21 protein-coding genes and 3 pseudogenes are annotated in these 24098 nt (G+C 70.9%); 14 read left to right on the forward strand and 10 right to left on the reverse strand.

All coding sequences use genetic code 11. The features are described from left to right. Positions 1-499: 499 nt before the first annotated feature. The 3 genes from ACIPUC_RS14375 to ACIPUC_RS14385 form a co-directional block, all read right to left on the reverse strand. On the reverse strand, positions 500-931 hold the full coding sequence (locus ACIPUC_RS14375) for a VOC family protein (RefSeq protein ID WP_446589552.1): 432 nt from the start codon (positions 929-931) through the stop codon (positions 500-502). A 416-nt stretch (positions 932-1347) separates the two neighbouring features. Then, entirely contained in the window at positions 1348-1545 is a 198-nt protein-coding gene (locus tag ACIPUC_RS14380) for a hypothetical protein (protein WP_446589554.1), read from the reverse strand. 295 nt (positions 1546-1840) lie between these two features. Beyond that, entirely contained in the window at positions 1841-2290 is a 450-nt protein-coding gene (locus tag ACIPUC_RS14385) for an SRPBCC family protein (protein WP_446589556.1), read from the reverse strand. A 662-nt stretch (positions 2291-2952) separates the two neighbouring features. On the opposite strand from ACIPUC_RS14385, the gene ACIPUC_RS14390 reads away from it, so the two are divergent. From ACIPUC_RS14390 to ACIPUC_RS14400, 3 genes are all read left to right on the forward strand, one after another. Next, positions 2953-3585 carry a hypothetical protein gene (locus ACIPUC_RS14390; RefSeq protein WP_446589724.1) on the forward strand — a complete coding sequence of 211 codons (633 nt, stop codon included), beginning with the start codon at positions 2953-2955 and terminating at the stop codon, positions 3583-3585. A 736-nt stretch (positions 3586-4321) separates the two neighbouring features. Continuing rightward, on the forward strand, positions 4322-5296 hold the full coding sequence (locus tag ACIPUC_RS14395; RefSeq protein WP_446589557.1) for an ABC transporter ATP-binding protein: 975 nt from the start codon (positions 4322-4324) through the stop codon (positions 5294-5296). Then, on the forward strand, positions 5293-6144 hold the full coding sequence (locus ACIPUC_RS14400) for an ABC transporter permease (RefSeq protein WP_446589558.1): 852 nt from the start codon (positions 5293-5295) through the stop codon (positions 6142-6144). Before ACIPUC_RS14395 ends, ACIPUC_RS14400 begins: the two co-directional genes overlap by 4 nt. A gap of 206 nt (positions 6145-6350) precedes the next feature. Here ACIPUC_RS14400 and ACIPUC_RS14405 read toward each other — a convergent pair whose 3' ends face one another. Beyond that, on the reverse strand, positions 6351-7196 hold the full coding sequence (locus ACIPUC_RS14405) for a peptidoglycan recognition protein family protein (RefSeq protein WP_446589559.1): 846 nt from the start codon (positions 7194-7196) through the stop codon (positions 6351-6353). A 195-nt stretch (positions 7197-7391) separates the two neighbouring features. Between ACIPUC_RS14405 and ACIPUC_RS14410 the strand changes: the two genes are divergently transcribed. After that, a complete protein-coding gene (locus ACIPUC_RS14410) occupies positions 7392-7637 on the forward strand; it encodes a hypothetical protein (protein WP_446589560.1) in 246 nt (81 codons plus the stop codon). Positions 7638-8181: 544 nt separating this feature from the next. Next, on the forward strand, positions 8182-8340 hold the full coding sequence (locus ACIPUC_RS14415; RefSeq protein WP_446589561.1) for a hypothetical protein: 159 nt from the start codon (positions 8182-8184) through the stop codon (positions 8338-8340). Between the two features lie 681 nt (positions 8341-9021). On the opposite strand, the gene ACIPUC_RS14420 is transcribed toward ACIPUC_RS14415, so the two are convergent. Next, entirely contained in the window at positions 9022-9234 is a 213-nt protein-coding gene (locus ACIPUC_RS14420; protein ID WP_446589562.1) for a hypothetical protein, read from the reverse strand. Positions 9235-10133: 899 nt separating this feature from the next. Between ACIPUC_RS14420 and ACIPUC_RS14425 the strand changes: the two genes are divergently transcribed. Further along, complete coding sequence (locus tag ACIPUC_RS14425; protein ID WP_446589564.1) at positions 10134-11003, forward strand: MBL fold metallo-hydrolase; 870 nt, start codon at positions 10134-10136, stop codon at positions 11001-11003. 251 nt (positions 11004-11254) lie between these two features. Here ACIPUC_RS14425 and ACIPUC_RS14430 read toward each other — a convergent pair. From ACIPUC_RS14430 to ACIPUC_RS14440, 3 genes and pseudogenes are all read right to left on the reverse strand, one after another. Next, positions 11255-11374 (reverse strand): annotated as a pseudogene (locus tag ACIPUC_RS14430) (TetR/AcrR family transcriptional regulator); the annotation flags it as partial. A gap of 185 nt (positions 11375-11559) precedes the next feature. Beyond that, on the reverse strand, positions 11560-12813 hold the full coding sequence (locus ACIPUC_RS14435) for a PucR family transcriptional regulator (protein ID WP_446589565.1): 1254 nt from the start codon (positions 12811-12813) through the stop codon (positions 11560-11562). 28 nt (positions 12814-12841) lie between these two features. Beyond that, positions 12842-12988: a hypothetical protein gene (locus ACIPUC_RS14440; protein ID WP_446589566.1), complete on the reverse strand. Its 147-nt coding sequence runs from the start codon at positions 12986-12988 to the stop codon at positions 12842-12844. A gap of 259 nt (positions 12989-13247) precedes the next feature. On the opposite strand from ACIPUC_RS14440, the gene ACIPUC_RS14445 reads away from it, so the two are divergent. The 7 genes from ACIPUC_RS14445 (at position 13248) to ACIPUC_RS14475 (ending at position 23002) form a co-directional block, all read left to right on the forward strand. Then, positions 13248-14240, forward strand: a complete 993-nt coding sequence (locus ACIPUC_RS14445; protein WP_446589568.1) for a DUF3068 domain-containing protein — start codon at positions 13248-13250, stop codon at positions 14238-14240. A gap of 245 nt (positions 14241-14485) precedes the next feature. Next, on the forward strand, positions 14486-15685 hold the full coding sequence (locus ACIPUC_RS14450; RefSeq protein WP_446589570.1) for a glycosyltransferase family 4 protein: 1200 nt from the start codon (positions 14486-14488) through the stop codon (positions 15683-15685). After that, a complete protein-coding gene (locus tag ACIPUC_RS14455) occupies positions 15682-16413 on the forward strand; it encodes a class I SAM-dependent methyltransferase (RefSeq protein WP_446589571.1) in 732 nt (243 codons plus the stop codon). Before ACIPUC_RS14450 ends, ACIPUC_RS14455 begins: the two co-directional genes overlap by 4 nt. After that, entirely contained in the window at positions 16410-20537 is a 4128-nt protein-coding gene (locus ACIPUC_RS14460; RefSeq protein ID WP_446589572.1) for an alpha-(1->3)-arabinofuranosyltransferase domain-containing protein, read from the forward strand. The genes ACIPUC_RS14455 and ACIPUC_RS14460 overlap by 4 nt, the downstream gene beginning before the upstream one ends. 71 nt (positions 20538-20608) lie before the next feature. Further along, the gene (locus ACIPUC_RS14465) at positions 20609-21847 is read left to right on the forward strand and encodes a condensation protein (RefSeq protein WP_446589573.1); all 1239 of its coding nucleotides are present in this window, start codon (positions 20609-20611) and stop codon (positions 21845-21847) included. Then, complete coding sequence (locus tag ACIPUC_RS14470) at positions 21844-22779, forward strand: hypothetical protein (RefSeq protein ID WP_446589574.1); 936 nt, start codon at positions 21844-21846, stop codon at positions 22777-22779. The genes ACIPUC_RS14465 and ACIPUC_RS14470 overlap by 4 nt, the downstream gene beginning before the upstream one ends. Beyond that, positions 22763-23002, forward strand: a complete 240-nt coding sequence (locus ACIPUC_RS14475; protein ID WP_446589575.1) for a Trm112 family protein — start codon at positions 22763-22765, stop codon at positions 23000-23002. Before ACIPUC_RS14470 ends, ACIPUC_RS14475 begins: the two co-directional genes overlap by 17 nt. 153 nt (positions 23003-23155) lie before the next feature. Here the strand turns inward: ACIPUC_RS14475 and ACIPUC_RS14480 are convergent. Both ACIPUC_RS14480 and ACIPUC_RS14485 read right to left on the reverse strand, forming a co-directional pair. Then, positions 23156-23276 (reverse strand): annotated as a pseudogene (locus tag ACIPUC_RS14480) (transposase); the annotation flags it as partial. Between the two features lie 99 nt (positions 23277-23375). Next, complete coding sequence (locus tag ACIPUC_RS14485; RefSeq protein WP_446589576.1) at positions 23376-23693, reverse strand: hypothetical protein; 318 nt, start codon at positions 23691-23693, stop codon at positions 23376-23378. Between ACIPUC_RS14485 and ACIPUC_RS14490 the strand changes: the two are divergent. After that, positions 23634-24083, forward strand: a pseudogene (locus tag ACIPUC_RS14490) (IS5 family transposase); the annotation flags it as partial. The gene ACIPUC_RS14485 and the pseudogene ACIPUC_RS14490 overlap by 60 nt on opposite strands. Positions 24084-24098 lie beyond the last annotated feature (15 nt).

Raw genomic sequence — 24098 nt, forward strand, 5'->3', positions numbered from 1 at the left:
TCTTCTCGGTATGAGGCACCCGCGGCGTCCTGGGCACCAACCTCGTCCAGCCTGGCCTCGTCGCAGAGAGTTCGGCGGTCCGAGGATGTCGAGAACGTGCCACCGCCGGGCGGCTTCGCCGTTCTTGAGCCCTGTCCCGCTCGCCGCGGGTCAGGTCCCGTCGGATCGCCCGGTGCAGTGTGGAGAGCGACGGCGGGGCAGCGCCCGGGTCTTGGGCTGCCTGCTGTACCAGCTCGGCGTTAGCGCGGGAGGCGTTGCCGCCCCACAGGGCCAGCAGGCGCCTCTGGCAACTGGTGAACAGCCGTTCCTGTTTCGGGAGAGGTCAAGCTGCACTCCATCGGGTGCCACCGATATGCCATCAGCTACGAGCGCGCGACGAGTCGCTTCGCTGGTGTGGCTTTGTTCATGAGAACGACCCGTGAACAAAGCCACCCGCACCGCATGCGGACCTGAGAGATCCAGGGAAGACGGCTCCCCACCTCGGAGTCTCGGAGGAGACTCAGTCGAGGCAGAACTCGTTGCCCTCAAGGTCCTGCATCACGATGCAGGACTCGTTCTCGCCGTCGGCGCGCATCGTTCGCACATGTGCCGCGCCGAGCGCGACCAGTCGTGCGCACTCGGCCTCGAGTGTGGCGAGGCGCTCGTCACCCACGAGCCCGGCGCCGGCCCGCACACAGAGATGCACCCGGTTCTTGACGACCTTGCCTTCGGGAACTCGCTGGAAGAGCAGCCGCGGGGCCACACCCGAGGGATCAGTACACGCGAAGTAGACCTCGTCCTCGGGCGGCAGCGAGCGGTGGTACTCCCCCCACGTGGCAAAGCCCTCCGGGACCGTCGGCATGACGTACCCCAGCACCTCGCACCAGAAGGCGGCGAGGCGCGCAGGTTCCGCGCAGTCGAAGGTCACTTGGAACTGTTTGATCATTGACATCGGCGCACACTAGCAGGGGCCCTGCTCCTCTCCCCGGGTCGGTAGGTCCGCACGTTGTCGGGAGGAGGCACCTGCTACCCGTTGCTGTGCCGTGCGGTCGCAGGGGTGAACCGAGGCCAGTGCTTCCCCCAAGGGAACCTGGGATGCGATCCCGGCCAGCCACTCTCGTGCTGCCAAAGATCAGTTACGGGACAACCCTTAGATCAAGCGGCGCCACGAGGACGACCCGCTCGCGGAAGAGCGCGACCTGCGCGACGAAGTCGCGAAACACGGGATGATCAGTCGCCGACAAACCATAGGTAGCTGCCTGGGGTCTGTGAGCAGGACTGCAGCAGTCTCTCGAGGTCAAGGACGGCCGCTGTCTGTGATGGCCCCGAACACCGCTTCAACAGGTCAGGCACCTCCCGCAGCGCAGCTTACGCCTGCTGCTCGTTGAACAACGTGTCGCCGTAAGGATCCACACGCGCAAGGTCGCCTTCATGGGTCTCGTCCATGCCGAGCAACACGTCGGCCAGCTTGTCGCCATGCTCGTACGATCCACGGATCAATGTCCCCCTGGACCGATCCCAGTCCAGGACGGGCCGGTCGGCATGCAGTTCTATCTCGACGCCCACGGTGCTTCCCTTCGAAGGGCTGCACCAGGCAGCCAAATCACGGGCGATCAGTCAAGCAGAGGCAGCCGACGACCGGAGATCATTTGTCAGGCACCCCCTAGGAGACACGGACGTTGCCGATACAGTGCAGTCGCTGATTCGGGAACTGGAGGACGCCCATCGCGCTGCGGTTGACATCGCCGCATCCAGAGCCAGCGCCCGCGATGCTCATATGGTCTGGGAAGGCTGTTGCGCAACCGTTGATAGCTCGCCTCCATGAACTCGCCAGAACGATGGGGCGGATCGTGTTCCCCAGCTAGGACGCGCCCGCCTCAAGCAGTTCCTTGAGGTGCGCCTCGTCCCGCGGAATCTCCTTGCGGACCAGTGGCTTGACCACGAGCGGAACGAGGACCTTGCCGATGCCGTGCGGCTCGAGATCGAGGGACAGCGTCAGCCGGGACCGCTCGCCGTCGTCGAGCGGCTCGATCGTGCCCTGGAGGTCACTGCGGACTGGGCCGTCGACGCCGTGGAAGTGCCAGCTGCGCGGCGGGTTGAACTCCCTGACCTCCATGGTCATGGGGACCTTCAGACGCCCGATCCGCCGCTGCACCTGGAACCGAGAGCCGACACCGAGCGGCCCTTCACTCAGGGTGCGTACCGCTATGGCGCTCTCCTCCCACTCAGCGATGTGCTTCGGATCCGTCAGGTACGAGAAGACTTCGTCGGGGCGACGGGAGATGTCGATGGCTTCTTCGATGCGGGACATTACGCCCCCTTCGGGTAGTCTCTAGGACAAAATGATCCCATGGGGTGGGGTGGACGACCATAGGCCGCCGCGGCCCGGCGAGCTGCCTGCGGCACCACACCGGAGCCTGGCCCTGGCGGCCATGATCGACGATCTTTCGTCGAACCCCAGCCCGGGAACGATCACCATGCTAGGCAGCCGTGATCATTCTCAGCACCAGCGGCCGTACCAGTCCCAAGGCCGGGCTAGGACTCCAGGCCCGCGCCTGATCCCAGTCCCGCGTCGGCGCCCATCGGGGAGTCGGGAAGCTCAAGGCCGGAGTCCACTTCGCCTCACTCATCCTCCGGCTCCGCGAACCCGCCCGAGATCATTTGCCAGCCAGGTCCTAGGCGGGGGACCGGAGGTACTGCCGGAGGTGGCAACCCCCGAATTCGGTGATCTTCCGTCTGCGCAGGTCAGACGCCGTGGGCAAGCCCCCTTCGGAGAACGACACCTCTTTCCTCGCGATAGCGCGCCCGGTGCAATGGGAGGTGGAGGCGTTGGAGCCGGTGTCGGCGTACACACGTATCTGCTCAGGACGGTACAACCGAAGGTGCTCAGTTCCGTGGGTCGAGTGAGGGTGCTCGGTGTAATCGGGAGGCGATACGGGCGGGGGATGCGGAACACTTTGCCGGGTGATCGTGATGCAGCCAGTCCTGGAGATATACACACCTGACGGCTTCGACCTCTGGCCTGTCGCGGAGATCGAGTCGTTCGGCTTCCTGCCTCTCAGCGGCGAACTCTCACCCGCTGAGGTCGGGACAGCGGTGATGCGCATCGCCAGCTGCAATGACGTCGCCCCGGACGGCGACCGCCCGCCTCGTCCGGCCGACGCACTTGATTCGTTCCTTCACGGACTGCTGACCTTCGACGACCTCTTCGCGGCCGGCGGTCTGCGGGTCACCGACAACTCCACAGGCGTCACCTTCCTGCCTGGCTGCTGCGATGGACTGGAGGACTGGCGCGACTGGCACCAGTTCGTCGACGGGGGCAGCCTGCTCGGATTCGGCCACGACCCCTTGTCACCGGTTGCGGAGCGCTTCGGCGACACCGTCCGGCTCACCGTCAACGCCGACCAGAGCGACAGTCCAGTGGTCGAGCTGTCCATCACCGAGCTCCGCAGCCTGCTCGCCGGTGCCGAGCGCGACCTGGCCGACTTCCTCGCGCTGGCAGCCGACTGGGCCTCTAAGCACCTGCCTGGCCACGGCGCTCCCGTCACAGCCGCCCTCGCCCGCGTCCTCGGCCTTCCCGCGCCGGCCATACCGCCGCAGCCGTAGGACGGCGGGCCTCGCTTCGTCGGCCAAGAAGGCAGCCCCTGGATTGCATGGCGTGCGACGCGGTGAGCATGTTCGTGTGTACCTGCCTGGACACTTCGACGTGTACGCCGACAGCCGGCCGAGCTCCAGCGCCTGGTCCTCGCTGCCGTGGGCGTGGCGGGTGTGCTCAGGGCGTGCCGGCCCGCCGAGGCAGCGGTCGCCGTGACCGGTGACGGCGCGTGACGCCTACCTGGATGACTCAATTCCGGACTGGACTCCGGCCGTTGCACGAGGGGCCCCGTGCGCGTGTGCGAACGCCGCTGCGTGCGCCGGGAACAGGCGGCGAGGAGAACGGCGGCAAGGATCGCGAGCGAAGTCCCAGCTGTCGTACCTCGCACCATCCCTCCCTCCAGCAAATTCGGCACCTCTTGTGCGGACCAAGCGTCAGTCAACGGTTGGTCAAGAAACACGTCAACCCGACGGACTTGTTTGCGTAGTTAACACAACGTGCCCAACCGAAGCGAGCCCGGAAGTGCGAGGTTTGTTGGCGCGAACCTGCCCTTGATCTCATGTGGGTGATCGGCTGTTTCGCCTCGATGCCCCTCCGTCCCAGGAGATCGTCCCCACATCAGCATGTGAACCGTTCGGTAATGTGTTCGTCCGGGGAGGGCTTGAGCGGTTGCCGCCAGGCGACCGACGGAGTGGCCTCCGGCCCCCGATTCCACAGGACGAACGCCAGATGCACGGGGGAACACCGATGACGTCCGATCACGCACCATCCGGGGCCGGGAGCGGCAGCCCACCGCCGGAGAGCGACACGGTCGTCGACGTACGGGACCTGCGGATGCGCTACCGCAGCCACGACGTGCTGAAGGGCGTGGGCTTCACGGCCCGGCGAGGCGAAGTCGTCGTGCTGCTCGGCCCGAACGGCGCGGGTAAGACGACCACGATCGAGGTCTTGGAAGGCTTCCGGATGCGCTCGGCCGGTGATGTGACCGTCCTCGGCACCGATCCGGCCCGCGGGGACGAGCGGTGGCGTGCGCGCCTGGGCATCGTCCTGCAGTCCTGGCGGGACCACGGCAAGTGGCGGGTGCGAGAACTGCTGGCCCATCTTGGTTCGTACTACGCGCCCTACTCCACCACCCTCGTACGGCGGCCATGGAATGTCGACGAGCTCATCGCGGCCGTGGGGCTGACCGAGCAGGCAGACAAACGGGTCGGGACCCTGTCCGGGGGGCAGCGCAGACGTTTCGACGTGGCCATCGGCATTGTGGGAAGACCCGAGCTGCTGTTCCTGGACGAGCCGACGGCCGGTCTGGACCCGGAGGCCAGGAACGAGTTCCACGGCCTGGTACGTGGGCTCGCGGACGAGAGCACCACCGTTCTGATGACCACGCACGACCTCGCCGAGGCGGAGAAGCTCGCCGACCGGATCCTCATCCTGGCCGGCGGCCGGATCGTGGCCGACGGCGCGGCCGAGGAGCTGTCCCGGCAGGCGTCGGCCGAGGCCACCGTGCGCTGGACGCGGGACGGGCGGCCCTTCGAGGAGGCGACGGCCGAGCCCACCCGGTTCGTCCGCCGGCTGTTCGAGGAGCACGGCGAGGCGATCGGCGGGCTGGAGGTGCGCCGGGCGAGCCTGGAGGACACCTACCTGACCATGGTGCGGGAGCAGGAGGCGGGGAGCGTCCCCGGCGAGCAGGCGGCACACGTTTCGGCGGAGGGATCGCGATGAGTCCGGTGTGGTACGCGGCGGGAGTAGGGGTCCGGCGCGGTTGGACGGAACTCCGGCAGACCTTCACCACCGGCCAGGACGTGTTCGGGTACGTGCTGTGGACGATCCTGCTCGTCGTGCCGCTGTTCCTGGTCAGGGACGATCCGCTGAAGGGCGCGGGCATCTCGGCCGGCGCGTTCATGTTGCCCAGCATGCTGGGCATGACGCTCGCGTTCACCGGGGTGATGACCACGGCTCAGCTGCTCGCGACCGAGCGCGAGGACGGCACGCTGCTGCGGGCCAAGGCCGTGCCTCACGGCATGGTCGGCCACCTGGTCGGTAAGATCATCATGGTGTCGGGGACGGCTCTGGTCTCCATGGTGCTCGCCCTCGCCGCAGGCGTGTTCCTGGTCGAAGGCGTCGCCCGGCAGGGCGGCGGAGCGTTGCTGACGCTGGTGTGGGTGGTGCCGCTGGGTCTCCTGGCGACCCTGCCGATGGGCGCCGTCATCGGCTCCCTCGTCGACAGTCCGCGCACGGTCGGGTTGCTGATGCTTCCGGTCATGGGGCTCGTCGTGATCTCCGGGATCTACTTCCCGCTGTCCAAGCTGCCCGAGTGGCTGCAGACCGTCGGGCAGATCTTCCCCGTGTACTGGCTCGGCCTCGGCCTGCGGGCCGCGTTGTTGCCGGCCGGCGCGGTCGCCGCCGAGATCGGCGCCTCGTGGCGACACCTGGAGACGGCGGGCGTGCTGGGCGCCTGGGCGGTCGCCGGGCTGCTCCTCGCACCGTCCGTCTTGCGCAGGATGGCCCGCCGCGAGTCCGGGGCCGCGATGGCGGAACGGCACCGGAAGGCGATGCAGCGGGTCGGTTAGCGGTGTGCCGGGCACGTCGGCCCGGTTCCTGGTCAGGCCGCGTGGGCCGAGGGCGGCCGGCCCGGCGGCTGTTCTTCTCGCTGCGGACGCTGCGGACGCTGCGGACGCTGCGGGCCGTGCGCCCTGTGCGTTCAGCGGCCGGTAGGGCGTCGGGTCGTTGTCAGCGGCTCGGCCTGTGCTCCTGACGCGTGAGCGAGAACAGGCTGTCAGGACAGGCGGCTCGCCGGGAGGTATTCCGGGCCGTGCTGGGACAGGCCCGCGGCCGGCTGGGCGGTGGCCTGGCGGACCAGGTCCCACAGCGGGTCCGGCACTTGGTCCGCCTCTTGCTCCCGATCCGGCTCCGGCTCCGTCTCCTGGTCTGCCTGGGGCGCGCCGAGGCGGGTGGCGACGTCCCGGCGGAGGGTCGGCAGCAGGGCGTAGAGGCGGTCGCCGGGGCAGGAGGTGGCGTTGAAGTCGCGGTGGCCGTAGATCTCCGACGCGGGCAGACCGTACTGGCCGCAGATGTGGGCGCACAGGTCGGCCAGCGTCGCGTACTGCGCCGCCGGCGGGGCCTGCGACGTGTACGTGCCTTCGTTCTCGATTCCGATCGCCACCGTGTTCTGCCCGACGCAGTGCGCCGCGCGTACCTGGCGGGTGCCGGCGCGCAACTGCGCGAGGCTGTTGTGGCGGCCCTCCATCACGAACGCCCCACGGCTCACGGTGAAGTGCTGCCCGGTGTCGATCCAGCCGTGCGCGTCCATGTGGTACGTCTGGATCGCGCGGGCCAGGGCGAAAGCGCGCCGCCGCGAGTAGTCCGTCACGTTCGCCGTCGCGGTGTGGTGGACGATGATCCGTTCCGGGCGGTTGGCCAGGATGACGACGGGCTCGGACGCGGCCCGCGCGCCCCAGGTGGCGCAGCCGATGACGTTCGGGCCGGCGGCGGAGTAGGCGCGCCCGGCCGTGGCGAGGGGCAGTGCCGCTCCGGCGGCCAGGACGAACCCGCCCCTGAGGACTGCCCGGCGCGTGTGGAGGGCCGCTGCGTGCGCCGGTGGCTGGTGCAGGGCGGAGGTCATACGGTGCCCGTTTCCGTAGGAGGCTGCCCATTGAAGGGACCCCGGCCGCACGGGCCGCGCAGACACACCGCGCCACAGCCGCACTGCCCCCCGACCGGGCGCACCACCTCGCTGCGCCCCGACGCGGTCGACGAGGTGCGCCTCAGGGGCGGTGATGCCGGAGGCGGTGATCCGGTACGGAAAGGAGGCCGTTCGGTGTCTCCCTGCCGGGCCGCTGCGCACGCCGCAGCTTGGGGGCCAGGATCCCGGCCAGATCAAGGAGACGGCCGGCGGCGCTGGGGCAACGAACGCCTGACGGCCGAGGGCAAGGGCGCCTACTTCACCGTGCCCGGCACTCCGCCCCGCAGGGTGCAGAACATCCAGTCCTTCAACACCCTGCTCGGCGGCGAGTACTTCTTCATGCCCAGCCTGTCCGCCATCCGCTGGCTCGGCAGCATCTGACGCCCTTACCCTTGCGCGGAGGCCACCAATGACCACACCCCGCACGTACGTCCAGTACCGCCCCGACCTCGAACAGCCCTTCCCCGACGAGGAAGAGCTGATCCGCCAGGTCGTCGAGGCCACGGGCAAGGCCAACCAGCAAGTTGCCGACAAACACGTTCGTTGGTCGCGGTCGAGGAGGGGCCTTCAGCGGTCCAGCTTCAGGCGCAGGAACGCCGGCGGCGAGCATGCCCGACGGCTGCGACAGCCGCCAGGGGCCATCTGGGAGGTCACCGAGCTGCCGGTGCTGGTGACGCGTAGGACTTCCTGGATGGAGATCGGCATGAGACCGGCGAGATCACATGGCGGAGCAACCTGCCCGACGAGGTCGAGGCGCAGCTGACGGAGACGTTCCAGCGGTGGAGCGAGGAACCGTACACGTCCCTGGACACGGAGTACGGGAACGTCATGCGCTGCATCTGGAACGACTTCTTCCGCAGGGGTTGACGCAGGCATTTGCCAGGCGGATCGTGGGCGCCTCAGCCGAACGAACGCTGGAGGTCCTGTGACCGACGAGTACCGCACCAGAGAACTGACGCTGCCAGTCGGCACCGCCACGATTCTGGGGACCGCCGACATGGACTTGACTGATGCCGAGCTACTGGAGCGGTACCCGCGCGTGGCCGAGATCCTGGCCCGTTGGGAGCAAGAAGATCGGGTGTGATTCCGCGAGGGGCCATCCCAGGCCGACGCCCCTCTCGCTCCTCCCCACGGGAGGGTCGTCGTCCGCCTACTCCGCAGGCAGCCGCATCCCAATCGTTGCCTGTAGTTCCAGTGCTGCCGCCCGCAGATCGGCCTGTGCCTCGGCTACCTGTCCGAGAACGGTGATGAGTGCTTCGGTCTCGAGGCGGGTGAGCGTCGGTGCGAACTGCGTTTTCGCTTACCGCCCCGGATGGCGGCGCGGCCGTGGCCCCTCAGGGCTGGAGCCCTATGCGTTTGGTCAAGGGAAACGGGGGTGGTGCGTTGGGCCGGGGAGCCGGGCAGCATGCCGGAGTGGCTGATCTGCTGCGGGATGACGTGAAGTGCTTCTTCGATCGGGACTTGATGGGGTCGCTGCCAGACGTGCGTGTCCCACATGCCTCGGCGGAGGACTGGCAAGCGGTCCTCGATCTTGTCGCGGAGAGGGACTGGCGGATCGAGTCGTTCTCCTCGCAGAGCCACTCGGGCGTGCATGAGTCCCCCAGGACGTAGGTCGTGAGGGGTGCATCATCCGCTGCTCGGGCCGGGCAGGCGTGCGGCCTGCGTGACCCCTCCGTGACGTGGTCAGGTCACCCGGAGCGTCCCGGCGAGCCGGACGACGAGCTTGTCGTTGGGCGGGGCGATGCGGAGCCAGACGTGCCCCTCGTCACGGCTGAACGCTGTCGCGCCGCCGGAGCGGCCGACGAGGATGCGCGCAGTGTCGTCGGCCCCACTCTCCGGCGAGCCAGTCGCCGGAAATGGGGTTGGCCAGGTTGGTGTCCGGCAGGAACGCGCACTGCGGTGGTGTGCCGCTGAGCGACGCCGGTGTGGTGGCGATGGCGACGTTGACGTAGTCCAGGCTGCTCGCGGCTATCCCCACCGCGCGCCCACCTCCCATCGGCTGCTCGGTACGGCGGCCGCCCACGCGGCGGGGGGTGACGGTCCATTGCCCACGAGCAGACCGCCGACGCCGCGGATCGGAGCCACCACGACGATCGCCGCGCCCGCACCCCTCCCCGGAACCGCGACCACAACCCCGCGCACCTCGCCTCCACGCAGTGCTGTACGCCCCGCAGCCAGCCCCCGGGCTCGTCACCCTCGCCCCAGGGCGAGTCGAGTCGACAGCCACCCTCCAGGAGCCCGCCCAACGGGTCCGCCGGCAGTCCAGGTAGCCCGCGGCGAACGAGAGAGTCACCGGACCGCTGAACACCGCGGCCGACAAGCTCACCCGCCCGGCGCACACCGACGGCCCGAGGACAGCAGCTCGCTCGAAGAGAGCTCGTTCAAATTGGGCATCGCCCTGGAAGGTCGCCTCTGCGAAATCGGCGATGCCGAAACAGGGGTGTCCGGTGGAGGGGTCACGGAGGGCGTCGAGGAGGGCTTCGAGTAGGGGTTCGGTGAAGGAGGTGGCGCGGTGGTCGATGTCGGCGCCAGGGCCCAGGCCGGCCAGGTAGGCGTCACGGTCGGCATCTGCCAGGTGAGGGAGGCATGCGGTGTGGCTGGGGACTCGGCTGCCGCGGCAGCCGACCGGGTCCTCCGGGGTGGCGCCATGGCTGCCGTGCGGCCAGCGCGGAGTTGGGGACTGTGCGGGGCTCGGGTGTGTCATGCCCGAAGGACGATCGAGCATGGCTGATGACTCACCCCGACTGTCTCGGCTATTCCTGGAGAAGGGGTGCAGGCCCAGGAGGTCCCTGGCTGCCTGCACCCTGCTGCTGGTGGGGCTGATCAGCACGATCGATTCCGTTCTCCAGGCGCCGAGAACATGGCAGGATCGACGTCATGTCCCTCCACGTTCCCCGCGTGCGGGTCGGCTCGGCCGAGATCATCGCCTTGGCCGACGGCGAAGGCCCGTTCTTCTCCTCCCGCGCCGATGCCTTCCCCGAGGCCACGGCCTCACAGTGGGCCGAGGCCGACCGCTACGACCCGGGCGCGGTCGACGCCCAGGGACGCTGGCGGCTCCAGTTCCGCGCATACGCGGTCCGCAGCGACAAGGGCCTCACCGTCGTGGATGCGGGGATCGGTCCGGCGGACAGCCCGGCCGCCACCTGGGCGCCCGTGCCCGGTGTGCTCCCCGACTCGCTCGCTGCCGCGGGCATCGACCCGGCCGAAGTCGACACCGTGGTGCTCACCCATCTGCACACCGACCACGTCGGGTGGGCGGTCGTGACCGAGGCTGCCGTCCCGTCAGCGGGCGGCGGGGTGGGCGGCGGGGTGGACGGCAACGCTTCGACCGGCGGCCGCCGCCCTTACTTCCCGAATGCGGAATACCTGCTGCAGCGGGCCGAGTTCGAAGCCCTCGACGCACTCAACCCGCAGCTACGCGAGACCCTCACCGACCCGCTAGCGGCCGCCGGCCGGCTCCGGCTCCTCGACGGGGACACGCCGCTTCGCACCGGGCGCGCGGTCGCCACGCCCGGTCACACCCCCGGACATCAGAGCGTGCTGATCGAGGACGGGCGCCAGGCGGCGCTCATCACCGGCGACCTCCTGGTGCACGCCCTCCAACTCCTCCACCCCGAGCTCGCCTACGCGCACGAGATCGATCCTGAGGCGGCCCGGTACTCCAGGAAGCGCATGCTCGCGCGTGAAGCCGCCACCATGCTGCACCTGGCGACGCCGCATCTGACGGAGCCGTTCCTTTCGGCGTGATCGCGTCTGTTCGGCGAGGGGGAGGCGGCGTGGGGGCATGTGGTTGTTCCGACTTTTTCGGCGGTCTCGCCGTCGATCGGGAGCGAAGACCGTGAGGTGGTAGGCGACATTCGGGCCGGAGCCGCATCCGGTCGGCGTGCTGACGCAGCACACCCACCTCAAGATTGCAGAAGGTTGTGACGTCCCTGACGTTCGGCACTGCCCAGCTGGGCGGGTTCCTGATCGCCGGGTAGGTGTCGGCAGACGTCTTCTTACGAGCCGGCCGGCCGGCTCAGGCGGATTGCGGCTTCGATGTGGGCGAGTTGGGCGGCGAGGATTTCTTCGAACGCGGCGCGGCGATCCGCCCCGAGGGGACGGACGTCGCGGGCGAATGGTCGCGCAGAGACCGCTGCCATGCTTCACCAACAGCGCCCCACCCGCGGTGCCGGCTGTATTGAGCCACCACTTCTGGGTCAGGTAGCCGCGGCAGTCATACTGCTCAAGCACTGCATTGTTGGACGACCGAGCTGCGGTGCTGGGGAGATGTTCTACCGGACGCGCAATCGTGCGACGCCCCTCAGGCGAGGGCGGCCGAGCGCAGCTTCCGGGCCCGGAGCACCAGCTCCAGGGCGAAGCGCTGATCGTGGTCGTCCAGTGCGTCGCCCCACAACTCCCTTAGCTGGCGCATCCGGTATCGGACCGTCTGAGGGTGGACGCCGATCCGCGCCGCCACCTCCGCCGCGCCGCCCCGGGTCTGGAGCCAGGCCAGCAGCGTATCCGCGAGCCGCTCCCCGTGGCCCGGCGTGCAGGCGGCCAGCGGGGCCAGGCATCCGGCGGCCAGGTCGTCGATCAGTTCGGCGGGGGGCAGCAGGAGCAGGGCCGTGGTGTTCTCGGTGCAGTCGAGCAGACCACAGGACGGCAGGGCCCCGGCCGTGATGAGCCCGACCGCCGTTTGCGCCCAGTGCAGCGACCGTGCCGCATGGGCCAGCGGTACGGTTGGCCCCAGCGCTCCGGTCCAGCCCGGGAGTGCCTGGCGCAGCGCGTCGGCCCGGCCGGCCGGGGCGGGGTCGGGGATGACCAGCCGGGGCTGCTCGCTCTCCCAGTCGAGCAGGATGCCGCTGCCGAGGGCCGGTGGCAGTATCGCCTTCTCGTTGCGGTTGAGGACTGCGACCGCGACCGTGCTCGGTATCCGCCAGCCGATGTTGGCGGCGTACTGGGCCGTCGTCTCGGGGGCGGCGGGCTGGTGCGCGAGCAGCAGCTCGACCAGACGGCGCTGGCGGCGGAGCCGTTCGCCGGCGGCCAGGGAGTCGTTGCCGAGTTGGCCCCGGGCCGCCTCGACGACGAGGGCTTCGATGTAGTCGAAGCCGGCCTCGGCCAGCTCGTACATCGCGGTGGGCGGGATCCCCACTCCGTCCGCGATCTCCGTGAGCCGGCGCCAGGACACCCGGGCCCCGAAGCGGTAGACCGCCCGCATGAAGTCGAGCGCCCGCCCGGGCATGGTCTCGCGCCGGTCGAGGGAGGCGGCGACCTCGCGGAAACGTACGCCGCCGTCTCCCGAGATCTGCGGGCCGCCGGCCGCCCGGACGCTCTCGACGAAGGGGCCGAGGGCCTGCCTGATCCGGGTGAGGACTCCCGAGACGCCGTCGTCGTCGTAGATCTCCACGATCTGCGGGAACTGGGCGTGGATCTGCTGCATCACCTCGACCGAGAGCGTGGGGATCTCGGCGCAGGCGAGGCGGATGAACCGCTCGGTGTCGGCGGCGCTGACGGTGCTCCATGCGGAGGCCGACCGCAGTGCGACGGTCGGAGCGGAATCGGTTCGTGCGCTCATGCGGGCAGCCTCCCTGGGTGCGCCGAGATCAGTCGGTGAAGGACACGAGCGGCACGTCGGGCTGGGCGGGAGCGGCGGTCGCGACGGCGACCAGGCCGAGCGCGGCGGCGGCGGCGAGGACCGCCCCCGCGGCGGCGGTGAGGGCGAGGGCGAGAACGGGGTGTCGGGTACGCATGGCTGCGGATCGTCCCTTCGTGGGCCCCGAGCGAGCGGGGCGGAACAGCAGGCGACACCATTCGCACCGGCCCGGTCCCGTGCCCGCACAGTTTTGCCCTGGCGTTGACAATCCGTCAAGGGGGGACCTACGGTTCCGCGCTCAGGGGATGTACACGGGACCTGCCTCACTCTCGGCAGCCGTTGGGGACCTTTCGTCGCACCACCGCCTTCACCACCGCACGGTCTGTGCCGACCCCAATCCCTTACGGAGCGTAATCATGTCCGTGTCCACGGGTCAGATCCTTGACCAGCCCGCCGATGAATTCCCCGAACCCGCGGCGCCCCGCCACCTGTCCCGCATCGGCCTGGTCCTGACCGCCGTCGCGGCCTTCCTCCTGGTGCTGGCGCCGCTTCTGCACTGGTACGCGCTGCCGAACCTGCGCAAAACGCCGATCGACACCAACACCACCACCGTCTTCACCGGCAGTGGCAGCGTCTTCGACACCAAGGCCGTCGCCGTCAGCCCGGTCCAGGACCTCACGCTCACCCGGCGGGTAGTGGGCAACGTCGCACAGAGCAGCCCGACCCGCGCAGTGATGGATATTTCCACCCAGATCGACACCGCCGCCACGCTCGCACTCGGTGACCCGCGGAAGTCCGTCCAGTGGACGGTGGAACGCTGGGTGACCGACCGCCGCACCAACCTGCCGCTGCACTCGCACGGCGAGACCCCGGTCTTCTCCGGCGAGGCGTACCTGAAGTTCCCGTTCGGCCTGGTCAAGCGCCCGTACGCCTACTGGGACTCGACGCTGGGCGGCACCGTCACGCTCGACTTCCAGGGCACCGCGACCGTGAACGGCCGGGTCGGCTACCGCTACGGTGCCGTGCTCGGCGCGACCAAGGTCGGGACCCAGCAGGTGCCCGGCAAGCTGCTCGGACTGGCTGACCGCAGTCAGGTCGTCGCCGACCGCTACTACGCGAACGCCGGGTTCAGCGTGGTCGTCGACCCGGTCACCGGCACCGTGATGGACGCCCGTACGCAGCCGCAGGTGACCCTGCGGACCTCTGAGGACGGCCCTGACCTGCTGGTCCTGCTGCGGGCGGATCTCACCATGACGGCGGAGACCCGGGACGGCCAGGTGCGGACCGCGCAGGCCGCCGCCCGCAAGCTCGAGCTGGTGGGCACCACCGCCCCCCTCGCCGCCGGCGCCGCAGGCCTCGCCTGCTTGCTGGCGGCGGGCGTGCTGCTGCGCCGCCGCGCCTCGCTGTGACATTCGTCGCTCGCCCCGGTGACAGAGAAATCGTGTGTTCCGCGCGAACTCGACTGGAATTTATCAATTTGGTGAGTAGTACCGGGCGGTAGCAACGGTCCAGACTGGCGGCGCGCGCCACTCGCGCGCCGCCAGCCGCATCCCCCGGTCCCTCCCGTGCGACTGCCCCACCGGTCACCCCCGGTCCCCTGAGCCCAACCGTCCCTGCCCTCACCGCCTTGAGCACCGCCCCCCCAGGAGCTCCCATGGCACACCAGACGTCCCCACACGCACCTCCGGCCGTCACGGCCGCCAGGCCGTCGCCGGAGGTCCCACGCCGGATCACCGTCCTCGCCTGGCGCGACCTGGCCAACCCGGCCGCCGGCGGCTCGGAACTGCTCGTCGACCGGCTGGCCTCCGGCCTGGCCGACCGCGGGCACGAGGTCACCCTGCTCTGCGGGGGCCCGGAACCGTCCGTCGACCGCGCCTACCGCGTGGTCTCCTCCGGCGGCACGTACGACCACTTCTTGCGCACCCCACGCGCGTTCGGCCGCAGCGTCGGCGAGACCGACCTGCTGGTCGAAGTCTGCAACGGCGTCCCCTACCTGGCGCCGCTGTGGCACCGAGGACCGGTGATGTGCCTGGTCAACCACGTGCACACCGAACTCTGGGACCAGCGCCTGCCCGGCCCGGTCGCCCGGGTCGGCAGGATGCTGGAGCACCGTGCGCTGACCCGTACCCACTCCCGCAGCCTGATGGTCGCGGTGTCTCCGTCCACGGCCGAGGCGATGGCGCGCATGGGCGTACCGCCCGACCGCATCCACCTCGTGCCCAACGGCGTCGAGACCCCCGCGCCGCTGCTCCCCGAATCCGACGAACCGCTGTTCACCGCCGTCGGCAGGCTCGTGGAGTACAAGCGCATCGATCTGCTGCTGCGGTTGTGGGAGCGGGTCCGCCCGATCACCGGCGGCAAGCTGGTCATCGTCGGCGACGGCCCGGAGAAGGCCCGCTTGGAGGCGCAGGCCGGGCCCGGCGTGGTCTTCGCCGGGCGGGTCGACGAAGCCGAGAAGCACCGGCTGCTCTGCCGGAGCTGGCTGCTGCTGCACCCCTCCTCGCTGGAGGGCTGGGGTCTGGTGGTCACCGAGGCCGCCGTCCGTGGCACGCCCGCGGTGGGATTCGAGATCCCGGGCCTGCGGGACTCCGTCGTCCACGGCCGCACGGGCTTGCTCGCCCAGGGGGAGAGCGGGTTCGCCGCGGCCTGGTGCGCACTGGCCCTGTCCGCCGAACGCCGCGCCGCGACGGGGGCGGCGGCCCGCCGCCACGCGGAGCAGTTCTCCTGGGAGCACAGCGTCGACTGCTTCCAGGCCGCCGCAGCCGAGGCGGTCGCCCTGCACCGCTCCGGGCGGACCGGGTTCCGACGCACCACGGCCGAGCCCCCGGCCCCGACCCTGGCGGAGCGCTCGTGAAAGACCCCTCCCTGCGCCGCTCCCTCGCGCTGTTCCGCGCCTTCCGCAGCGAGCAGAGCGACCCGGAGAGGTTCTACGCACTGCTGGCCGAGGATGCCGCCGACCAGGTCGAGCGGTACACACCCCTGGCCGGGGCGGTGGTCGCCGACGTCGGCGGCGCCGCCGGCCACTTCACCGAGGCGTTCCGGGCCCGCGGCGCGCACGCCTTCCTCTTCGAACCGGACCTCGCCGAGCTCCACTCGCGCGGCGGACGCACACCCGACCACGCGGTCGTCGCGGACGGGTACTGGCTGCCGCTCACCGACGGCGCCGCCGACGTCTGCTTCTCCTCCAACGTGCTGGAGCACGTGCCCGACCCGGAGACCTTCATCAGCGAAATGGTGCGGGTCACCCGCCCCGGCGGCCTGGTGTACGTCTCCTACACCAATTGGCTCTCCCCCTGGGGCGGCCACGAGACCTCGCCCTGGCACCTGCTCGGCGCCGACCGGGCCCGGCGCCGCTACCGGCGGCGCACCGGGCACAGTGCCAAGCACACCCTCGGCGAGAACCTCTACCGGGTGCACATCGGCCCGGTGCTGCGTCATGTGCGCGGGCGCGGCGACGTCGAGGTCCTCTCCGCACGATCGCGTTACTGGCCGTTCCTGGCCGAGACCCTCGTCCGTATTCCAGGTCTGCGCGAGATCGCGTCCTGGAATCTTCTCCTGGTGATGCGGAGAACCTCCGAATGAGCGCCCCCACGCTGCAGCTCCCCGACGCGCCGCCCTCGAGGCCGCGCCCCGAGCCGCGTGCCGGCCGCCGCTGGCTCGCCGCCTTCTGGCTGCTGGTCCTGTCCGCCTTCCTGGCCGCCGCGCCCGGGAGGATCGCCTTCGACACCAAACTCGCCGTCGCGCTCGACCCGGTGGGCTTCCTCGGCACACTCGGAACGCTCTGGCAGAGCGAGGGCAGCTTCGGCGCCCTGTCCAACCAATACGTCGGTTACGCCTTCCCGATGCTGCCGTTCTACCTGATCACCGACTTGCTCCAGCTGCCGGTCTGGCTGGCGGAGCGGCTGTGGCTGTCGCTCGTCGTGACCGCCGCCTTCTGGGGCGCGCTGCGGCTCGCCGAACGCCTCGGGTACGGCACCGGGGCGAGCCGGCTGCTCGGCGCGGCCTGCTACGCGCTGTGGCCGGTGTTCACCATCGTGGTCGGATCCACCTCCGCCGCCGCGCTCCCCGGCGCGGTCCTGCCCTGGGTCCTGCTGCCGCTCACCCGCTTCGTCTCGGCGCGCGCCGCCGCACTCCGCTCCGCACTGCTGATCCCGCTGATGGGCGGAGTCAACGCCACCTCGGTCGCGGCCTCACTGCTCCCGGTCGGGCTCTACCTGCTCAGCCGGCCCGGCGGCAGCCGCAAATGGCGCCTGATCGCCTGGTGGGTGCCGGGCGTGCTCCTCGCCACGGCCTGGTGGGCCGTGCCGCTGCTCCTGCTCAACTCCTACGGCGCCGACTTCCTGCGCTACATCGAGCAGGCGTCCACCACCACCGCCACCATGTCCGCCACCGAGCTGCTGCGCGGGGCCGGGAACTGGGTGGCCTACCTGCACTTCGGCTCGGCCTGGCTGCCCGCCGGCTGGGACGTGGCGGCGAACGTCCTGGTGATCGCCTGCTCCGCGCTCGCCGCAGCCCTCGGCCTGGCCGGGCTCGCCCGCCGTGACCTGCCCGAGCGGCGCTGGCTGCTGCTCGTCGTCGGCACCGTGGCGCTGATCACCCTCGCCGGGTACGGCGGCTCCCTCGGGGCGCCGTTCCACGGCACGGTGCAGCAGCTGCTCGACGGCGCGCTGGCGCCGCTGCGCAACATCTACAAGTTCCAGACCGGCCTCGCACTGGCGCTGGCCCTGGGCCTGGCGCACCTGTGCGGGCGGCCCCTGCGCCGCGCGGCCGCGCGGCCCCGGCTGGTCCCGGCACTGGTCGCACTGGCGGTACTGCCCGGCCTCGCGCTGCCCTACCTGAACGGAAACATCCTCCAGCCGGGCTCCTTCAAGGCGCTGCCCTCCCAGTGGAAGCAGACCGCGGCCTACCTGTCCGCCGAAGCGCCCGACAGCCGGGCCCTGGTGGTTCCCGCCGACGCGCACGGCCTCTACAGGTGGGGCTCGACCATCGACGAGCCGCTCGACGTGCTGGCGGACTCCCCATGGGCCCAGTACAACTTCGTGCCCTTCGGCCAAGCCGGAGAGCGCCGCTACCTGGAGGCGATCCAGGAGGCGCTGGCGACCGGCACCAAGGTGCCGGGGCTCGACGCCTTCCTGGAGCGGTCCGGCGTGCACCACCTGGTGGTGCGCAACGACCTCGACCCCGCGCAGGCCGGTTACATCCCACCCCAGACGGTACGTGCCACCCTGCTGGCCTCGGGCTACGAGCGGGTGACCGGCTTCGGCCCCGCGATGACCTCCGGGCAGCTCACGCCCGACACCCCGGCCCAGATCCAGGGCCTGAGCCGGCAGTACGCCGCAGTGGAGATCTTCGCCCCCACCGGTGGTGAAGCCGCACCCGGACGGGTCACCACCCGCCCGGTGGCCGACACCGCGGTGGTCAGCGGCGGTCCCGAGTCGCTGCTCCCGCTCTCCGCGAGCGGTACGGTCACCGACCGCCCCGTGATCCTCTCCGGCGACCTCCTGCCGAAGGGCACCGGTGCAGCGCTGCGGGCCACCGCCGACGGGCAGCGCCGGAGCGACACGCTCTTCGGGCTGGTCGACGCCAACAACTCGTACACCTACACGGCCACCGAGACCAACCCGAAGGACGCCGGCCAGGACCCGGGCGGCCCACCGCGGCAGATCCTGCCCTCGGGCCGGGCCGGTTCCGCCGCCGAGCAGACCACCTCGCTGATCGAGGGCGCCAAGTCGATCACCGCCTCCTCGTACGGTTCCTGGCTGTTCGCCCTGCCGCAGTACGACCCGGTCGGAGCCTTCGACGGGAACGCCGGCACGGCGTGGACCGAGGGCAGCAGCGCGGACCCGGTGGGCCAGTGGCTGCGGATCGACCTCAACGGGTCGGTGGACCTCCCCGCCACCCTCAAGGTCACCCCGCTCGCCGGGGGTTCGCTGCGGCCCACCATCACCAAGGTGCGGATCACCACGGACCGGGGCTCGCAGGTGAGCGTGCTGCAGCCGCAGGCGGTGGCGCAGGACGTCAGCGCTCCCGCGGGGCCCGCCGCCTGGGTGAAGATCACCATCGAGGGCGCCGTCACCGCCTCCACCGGCGTGGGCGGGGCCGGGTTCTCGGAGATATCGATCCCCGGGGTCAAGGCCACCCGTGTGCTGTCGCTCCCGGCCGCCACGGCCGACTCCTACTCGCTGCACCGCACCCTCGACCTCGGCGGTTCCCAGTCGGGCACCGTCGAGACCGGGCTCAACCGACAACTCACCACCGGTACAGGTGACTTCAAGGTGACCGGCAGCGCCGTCGCCCTGCCCGGTCCCGCCCTGGACGCCCTGCTGGACCAGGTCGCCCCCGGCCGTGCCACCGGAAAGATCGGTATCGAGGCCGGCTCCACCAGCTCCGGCAGCCCCCGCAACCTGCTCGACGGCGACTTCACCACCGCCTGGATCGCGGACGGCAAGTCCTCTGTCCGGCTCGCCTGGCAGGGCAGCCGCAGCATCGACCACCTGGTGCTCGGTGCCGCCGGCGGACTTTCCTCCCGACCGACCCAGGTTCAGCTCAGCACCCCGACCGACGCCGTCAGCGCTGCGGTGGACGCCAACGGCCTGGTCCGGTTCGCCCCGCTGACGACCGACCAGCTGACGATCACGATCACCGCGACGGCCCCCGTCGTCGTTCACAACCCGCTCGCCGGACAGAATCTCCAGCTGCCGGCGGGCCTCAGCGAGGTGCACATCCCGGCCCTGGCCGATCTGGTGGCCCGTCAAGACGCCCAGGAGACGCAGGACACGAAGGGCACCCAGGACACCGCCTTCACCCTGCCGTGCGGCAAGGGCCCGGTTCTCACCGTGGACGGAACCGCCCACCAGACCTCCGTGACCGGCACGGTCACGGCCTTGCAGAAGCGGCATCCCGTCGCCGTGACCCTGTGCCCGGCCAGCGGGCCCACCCTGACGCTCGGCCAGGGCAAGCACCGGGTGTCCGCCTCCGACGACGGCGCACTGGCCGTCACCGACCTCACGCTCTCGGCCCGCGACGCCGGCCCGGCTGCCGATCCCGGCTCGCGCCGGACGGTGGAAGTCCTGTCCTGGTCCGGCGACGAGCGCAGCGTGAAGATCGGTGGGGGCGACGCCTCCTACCTGCAGGTGCACGAGAACGCCAACCCCGGCTGGCGCGCAACCCTGAACGGCAAGCCGCTGCAGTCCGTCCGGCTCGACGGCTGGCAGCAGGGCTACGTGGTCCCGGCGGGCACGGGCGGAACCGTACTGCTCTCCTACGCCCCCGCCACCACGTACGACCTCGGCCTCGTCCTCGGCGGCCTCGCCCTGCTGGTGCTCGCCGGGCTGGTCGTGGTGCCGGCGCTGCGGCGCCGGGGCGGCCGGCCGCACGACCAGCCCGGCCCGCAGGACTGGGACGCGTCCAACGCGCCCCGGTGGCTGCTGGGCGTGCTCTTCCCGCTGCTGGTCCTCGGCGTCGTCGGCGGTCCGCTCGCACTGCTGGCGGTGCCGCTGGTCCTGGTCGCGTTCCGGTGGCCGAGCCTGCTGCCGTACGTCGCCGGGGCGGCGATGATCAGCGCCGGCCTGCTGGCGGTCCTCACGCCCCCGAGCGGGGCGTTCAGCCCGGCCGCCGAGGTGCTCGCGCTGCTGGCGCTCGCCGCCACGCTGGTCACTGCGGACCGCCAGGCCACGCGGCCCCGCCACCGGGCCGAGGCCCAGTGACCCGCCCGTCTCTCGCCGCCCTTGCCGCCCGGACCCCGTCCGGGCGGCAGGGGCGCGCTCCCTTCCCGGCGATGGACGAGTACTCACGCCACCTGCTCCAGGAGCACCTTGACGCGGACACCGTCCACCTGGAGGCCCACCTCCCTGGCACCGTCGACGTGGAGCGGCTCCGGGCCGCTTTCACCCGGACCCTGGCCGCCCACCCGACGCTGCAGGTACGGCAGGCCGACTCCCGCTGGTGGCACCGCCGTTACCACTGGGAGCCGGCGCCGATCGGCCCCGGCGCCGTGGCGGCCACCGCCGACCTCGGCCCCACCCGACACCGTGCCCTGACCGAACCGCCCCCGCTGGCGGCCGGCCCTCCACTCCGGCTGGAGACCGCACCCGCACCCGGCGGCGGCACCGCCCTGCTGCTGACGGCAGCGCACACCCTCGCGGACGCCGGCACCTGCCTGCGACTGCTCTGCGACGTCGCGGACCACTATTCCGGTGCCCCGGCCGGACGCCACTCCGGCGCCCGGGCCGGGCAGCGCTCCGGCGGTGCGGCCGATGCCCCGGCCGCTTTCACAACCCGGGGTGGCCGCCCGGCCCGCATCGCTCCCGCCGCAAGTCCCTCTCCCGGCACCGGTGTCCACCTCAGCGTGCTTCCCCTCGACCGGACCGGCGCCAAGCCGCCCCAGCCGACCGTCAACGATCTGCTCCTGACGGCGGTCCAGCTGACCCTGGCCGAATGGAACCATCGGCACGGCCACCCCACCGGCCCGATCCACCTGTCGATGCCCATCGACGACCGGCCGGACGGCCCGCTCGCCCCCGGCGCCCCCATGGGCAACCACAACCACCTGGCCATCATCCGCGCCGAGGCTCCCGCCCCCGACGCCGGTGCGGCCATGCTGCTGGGGCGCATCAGCGCGCAGACCCGCGCGGCCAAGGCCGCCCCCGTCACCGGTGGCGGCCTCGTCGCCGGCCTGGTCAGCACCCCCTGGCTGCCCGTCGGCGCCAAGGCCCCGCTGACCAGGGCACTGCGTCGCATCGCCGCACCCTGGACGTCCACCGCCCTGGTCAGCAACCTCGGCAGGGTCACCCACCCGCTGGACTTCGGCCCCGTCGGCCCGGCCGACGCGCTGTGGTTCTCGGCACCCGTCCGGATGCCCCGCGGACTCTCCGTCAGCGCCCTCACCCTCGGCGGCCGCCTCCATCTCGCCGTCCGCCATTGCCACCAGCTGCTCGCCGAACCCGCCGCCGCCGAGCTCGCCCGGCGCTGCGCCGAGATCCTGGACGCACTGGTGAAGGACGGGGGACGCCGTTGATCCTCGGAGTCGCGGTCGCCCTGCTCGCCAACGTCCTTTACAGCGCGGGCTTCGTCCTCGAGAAGCGTGCGCTGGCCGCCCTCCCCGCACTGGACCCCCGTCGTCCGCTGCACCTGCTCCGAACGCTGGCCTCCAGCCCCGGCTGGCTGCTGGGCTTCACCGTGCTGGGCCTGGGATTCGCCGCCCAGCTGAAGGTGTACCAACTGCTGCCGATCGCCGCCGCCCAGGGGGTCTTCCTCTCCGGAACCGTGCTCCTGATCGCCCTCTCCGCCGCCGCACTGGGCGAACGCCCGGGCCGGCGTGAACTCCTCGCCACCGGCGTCATCCTGCTCGCCCTGCTCGCCGTCGTCGGCTCGCTCGGCGACGGAAATGCCGACGGCAACCGGGTGGGAACGCAGGCACCCGTCATGCCCCTGCTTGCCGTCTGCCTCCCCTGCCTCGCCTTCGGCCTCCTGCTGTTCCTCGCCTCACTGCGCCGAGCCGGCCGCCGGCACCGACGCCACAGCGCCGGAGTGCCGTACGGGGTCGCCCTGGGGCTGCTGTACGGGGTGAGCTCACTGGCCATCAAGGGCACCTCGGCCGCATTCGCCGAGCAACCGCTGACGACAGCCTTGCCCGAGCTCCTGCGCGGCCCCCACCCCTGGCTGCTCGTCGCCACTGGAGTAGCCGGTCTCGGCCTGTCCCAGACCGCGCTCCAACGCTGCCGCGCCTCCGTGATCGTCCCGGTCACCACCACAGTGTCCAGCATCTTCACCGTCGTCGCTGGCACCGTGGCCTTCGGCGAAGACCTCCCCACCGAACCGCTGCGGCTGGCGCTCCGCCTCGGCGGCACCGCACTCGCCGTCCTTGTCCTGCTCACCCTGCCGCGCCACGACGAACCGCCACCCGCACCGACCCGCCTAGGAGAACCCCACCATGCCGCAACCCACTGAGCCCGACCCTCAGCTCCTCTCCCTCCTCGCCTGCCCCGTGGACAAGGGCCCGCTCATCCACGTCCCCGCAGAGCACCTCCTCTACAACCCGCGCCTCAGGCGCGGCTACCCGATCCGTGACAACCTCCCCTACCTGCGCCCGCTCGACGCTCTCACCCTCGACGACATCCGGCACCAGGAGGTGCTCTCCAGAGTGGAGGGAGGCGTGTCGCCCGCCTCGTGAGGACGACTTCCTCTTCCATTACCGGTCGGCCGGCTCGGCCTGGGCCCGGACGGCGATCTGGCCTTTTGCAACACCGACACCGACACCGACACCAGCGCGAGCCGGGCCGGCGACGGACCCGGGCGCCCATTCGCCGGATACCAGGCGGCAAACGACCTGACGATTCTCCGTTCGGCACGCCGTTCCCGAGTACTGACGCTGGACCCCGGCCGAGCGTGCCCTTCCTCAGGAACCCGGTGCCGTCCACGATCAGGACCGCCTCAGGGGCACCGAGAAAACGCGCGGGTGGACGACACCACGGGGACGACGCGCACCCAGCCGGTGCGCCCCCGCCGCTTCTGAAGCGCGGGGGCGACGAGGAAGAAGACGGCCGTTACGAGGGTAGCGGCGGCCTCGCTTCTTTCCCCGGCTCGACGGCGGCAACCTGCAGGTCGAGCCGGGTGAGATCGACGACTTCCTGGCCGAGTGCGAAGCGATACGCCCGCACTTCGATCACCTTGCTGAAGTCAGCGGCTACGACACGGAGTACGTCACCCGATGCTTCAACAACATCGTTGCCGCCTCTGTGCGAGCCAAAGCCGAGGGCGGCGGTGTCATCGTCTGGTGAGCTTGATCTCTTTCCTCGGCGACGCCCTCGCCCGCCGACCGTGCCCGTCCCGGCTCCAAACACCATCTGATCGTCGATCGCCATGGCACACCTCTCGCTGCCATGCTCACTGGTGGGAACCGACATGACGTCACCCCGTTGCCGCCCCTGCTGGACGCCGTCCCAGTGATTCGAGGCGTGCCAGGACGCCGTCGCCGCAAGCCCCGGCGTCTGTACACCGATCGGGGCTACGGTTTCGACAAGCACCGCCGCCTGCTGTGGAAGCGTGGCATCAAGCCGATGATGGCCCTATGCGGCGTCGCACACGGCTCCGGACTGGGCAAGGCGCGCTGGGTCGTCGAGCGCGCCTTCGCCTGGCTGCACCAGTTCGAGCGGCTCCGCGTCCGCTACGAACGACGCGCGGATCTGCACCAGGGCCTGCGCGAACTGGCCTACAGGCTCATATGCCTTCGCCGCCGCCGTACTTCATTCTGAAAGATCAGCAAGGGG

It is taken from the genome of Streptomyces sp. LARHCF249 (genome assembly GCF_052871255.1).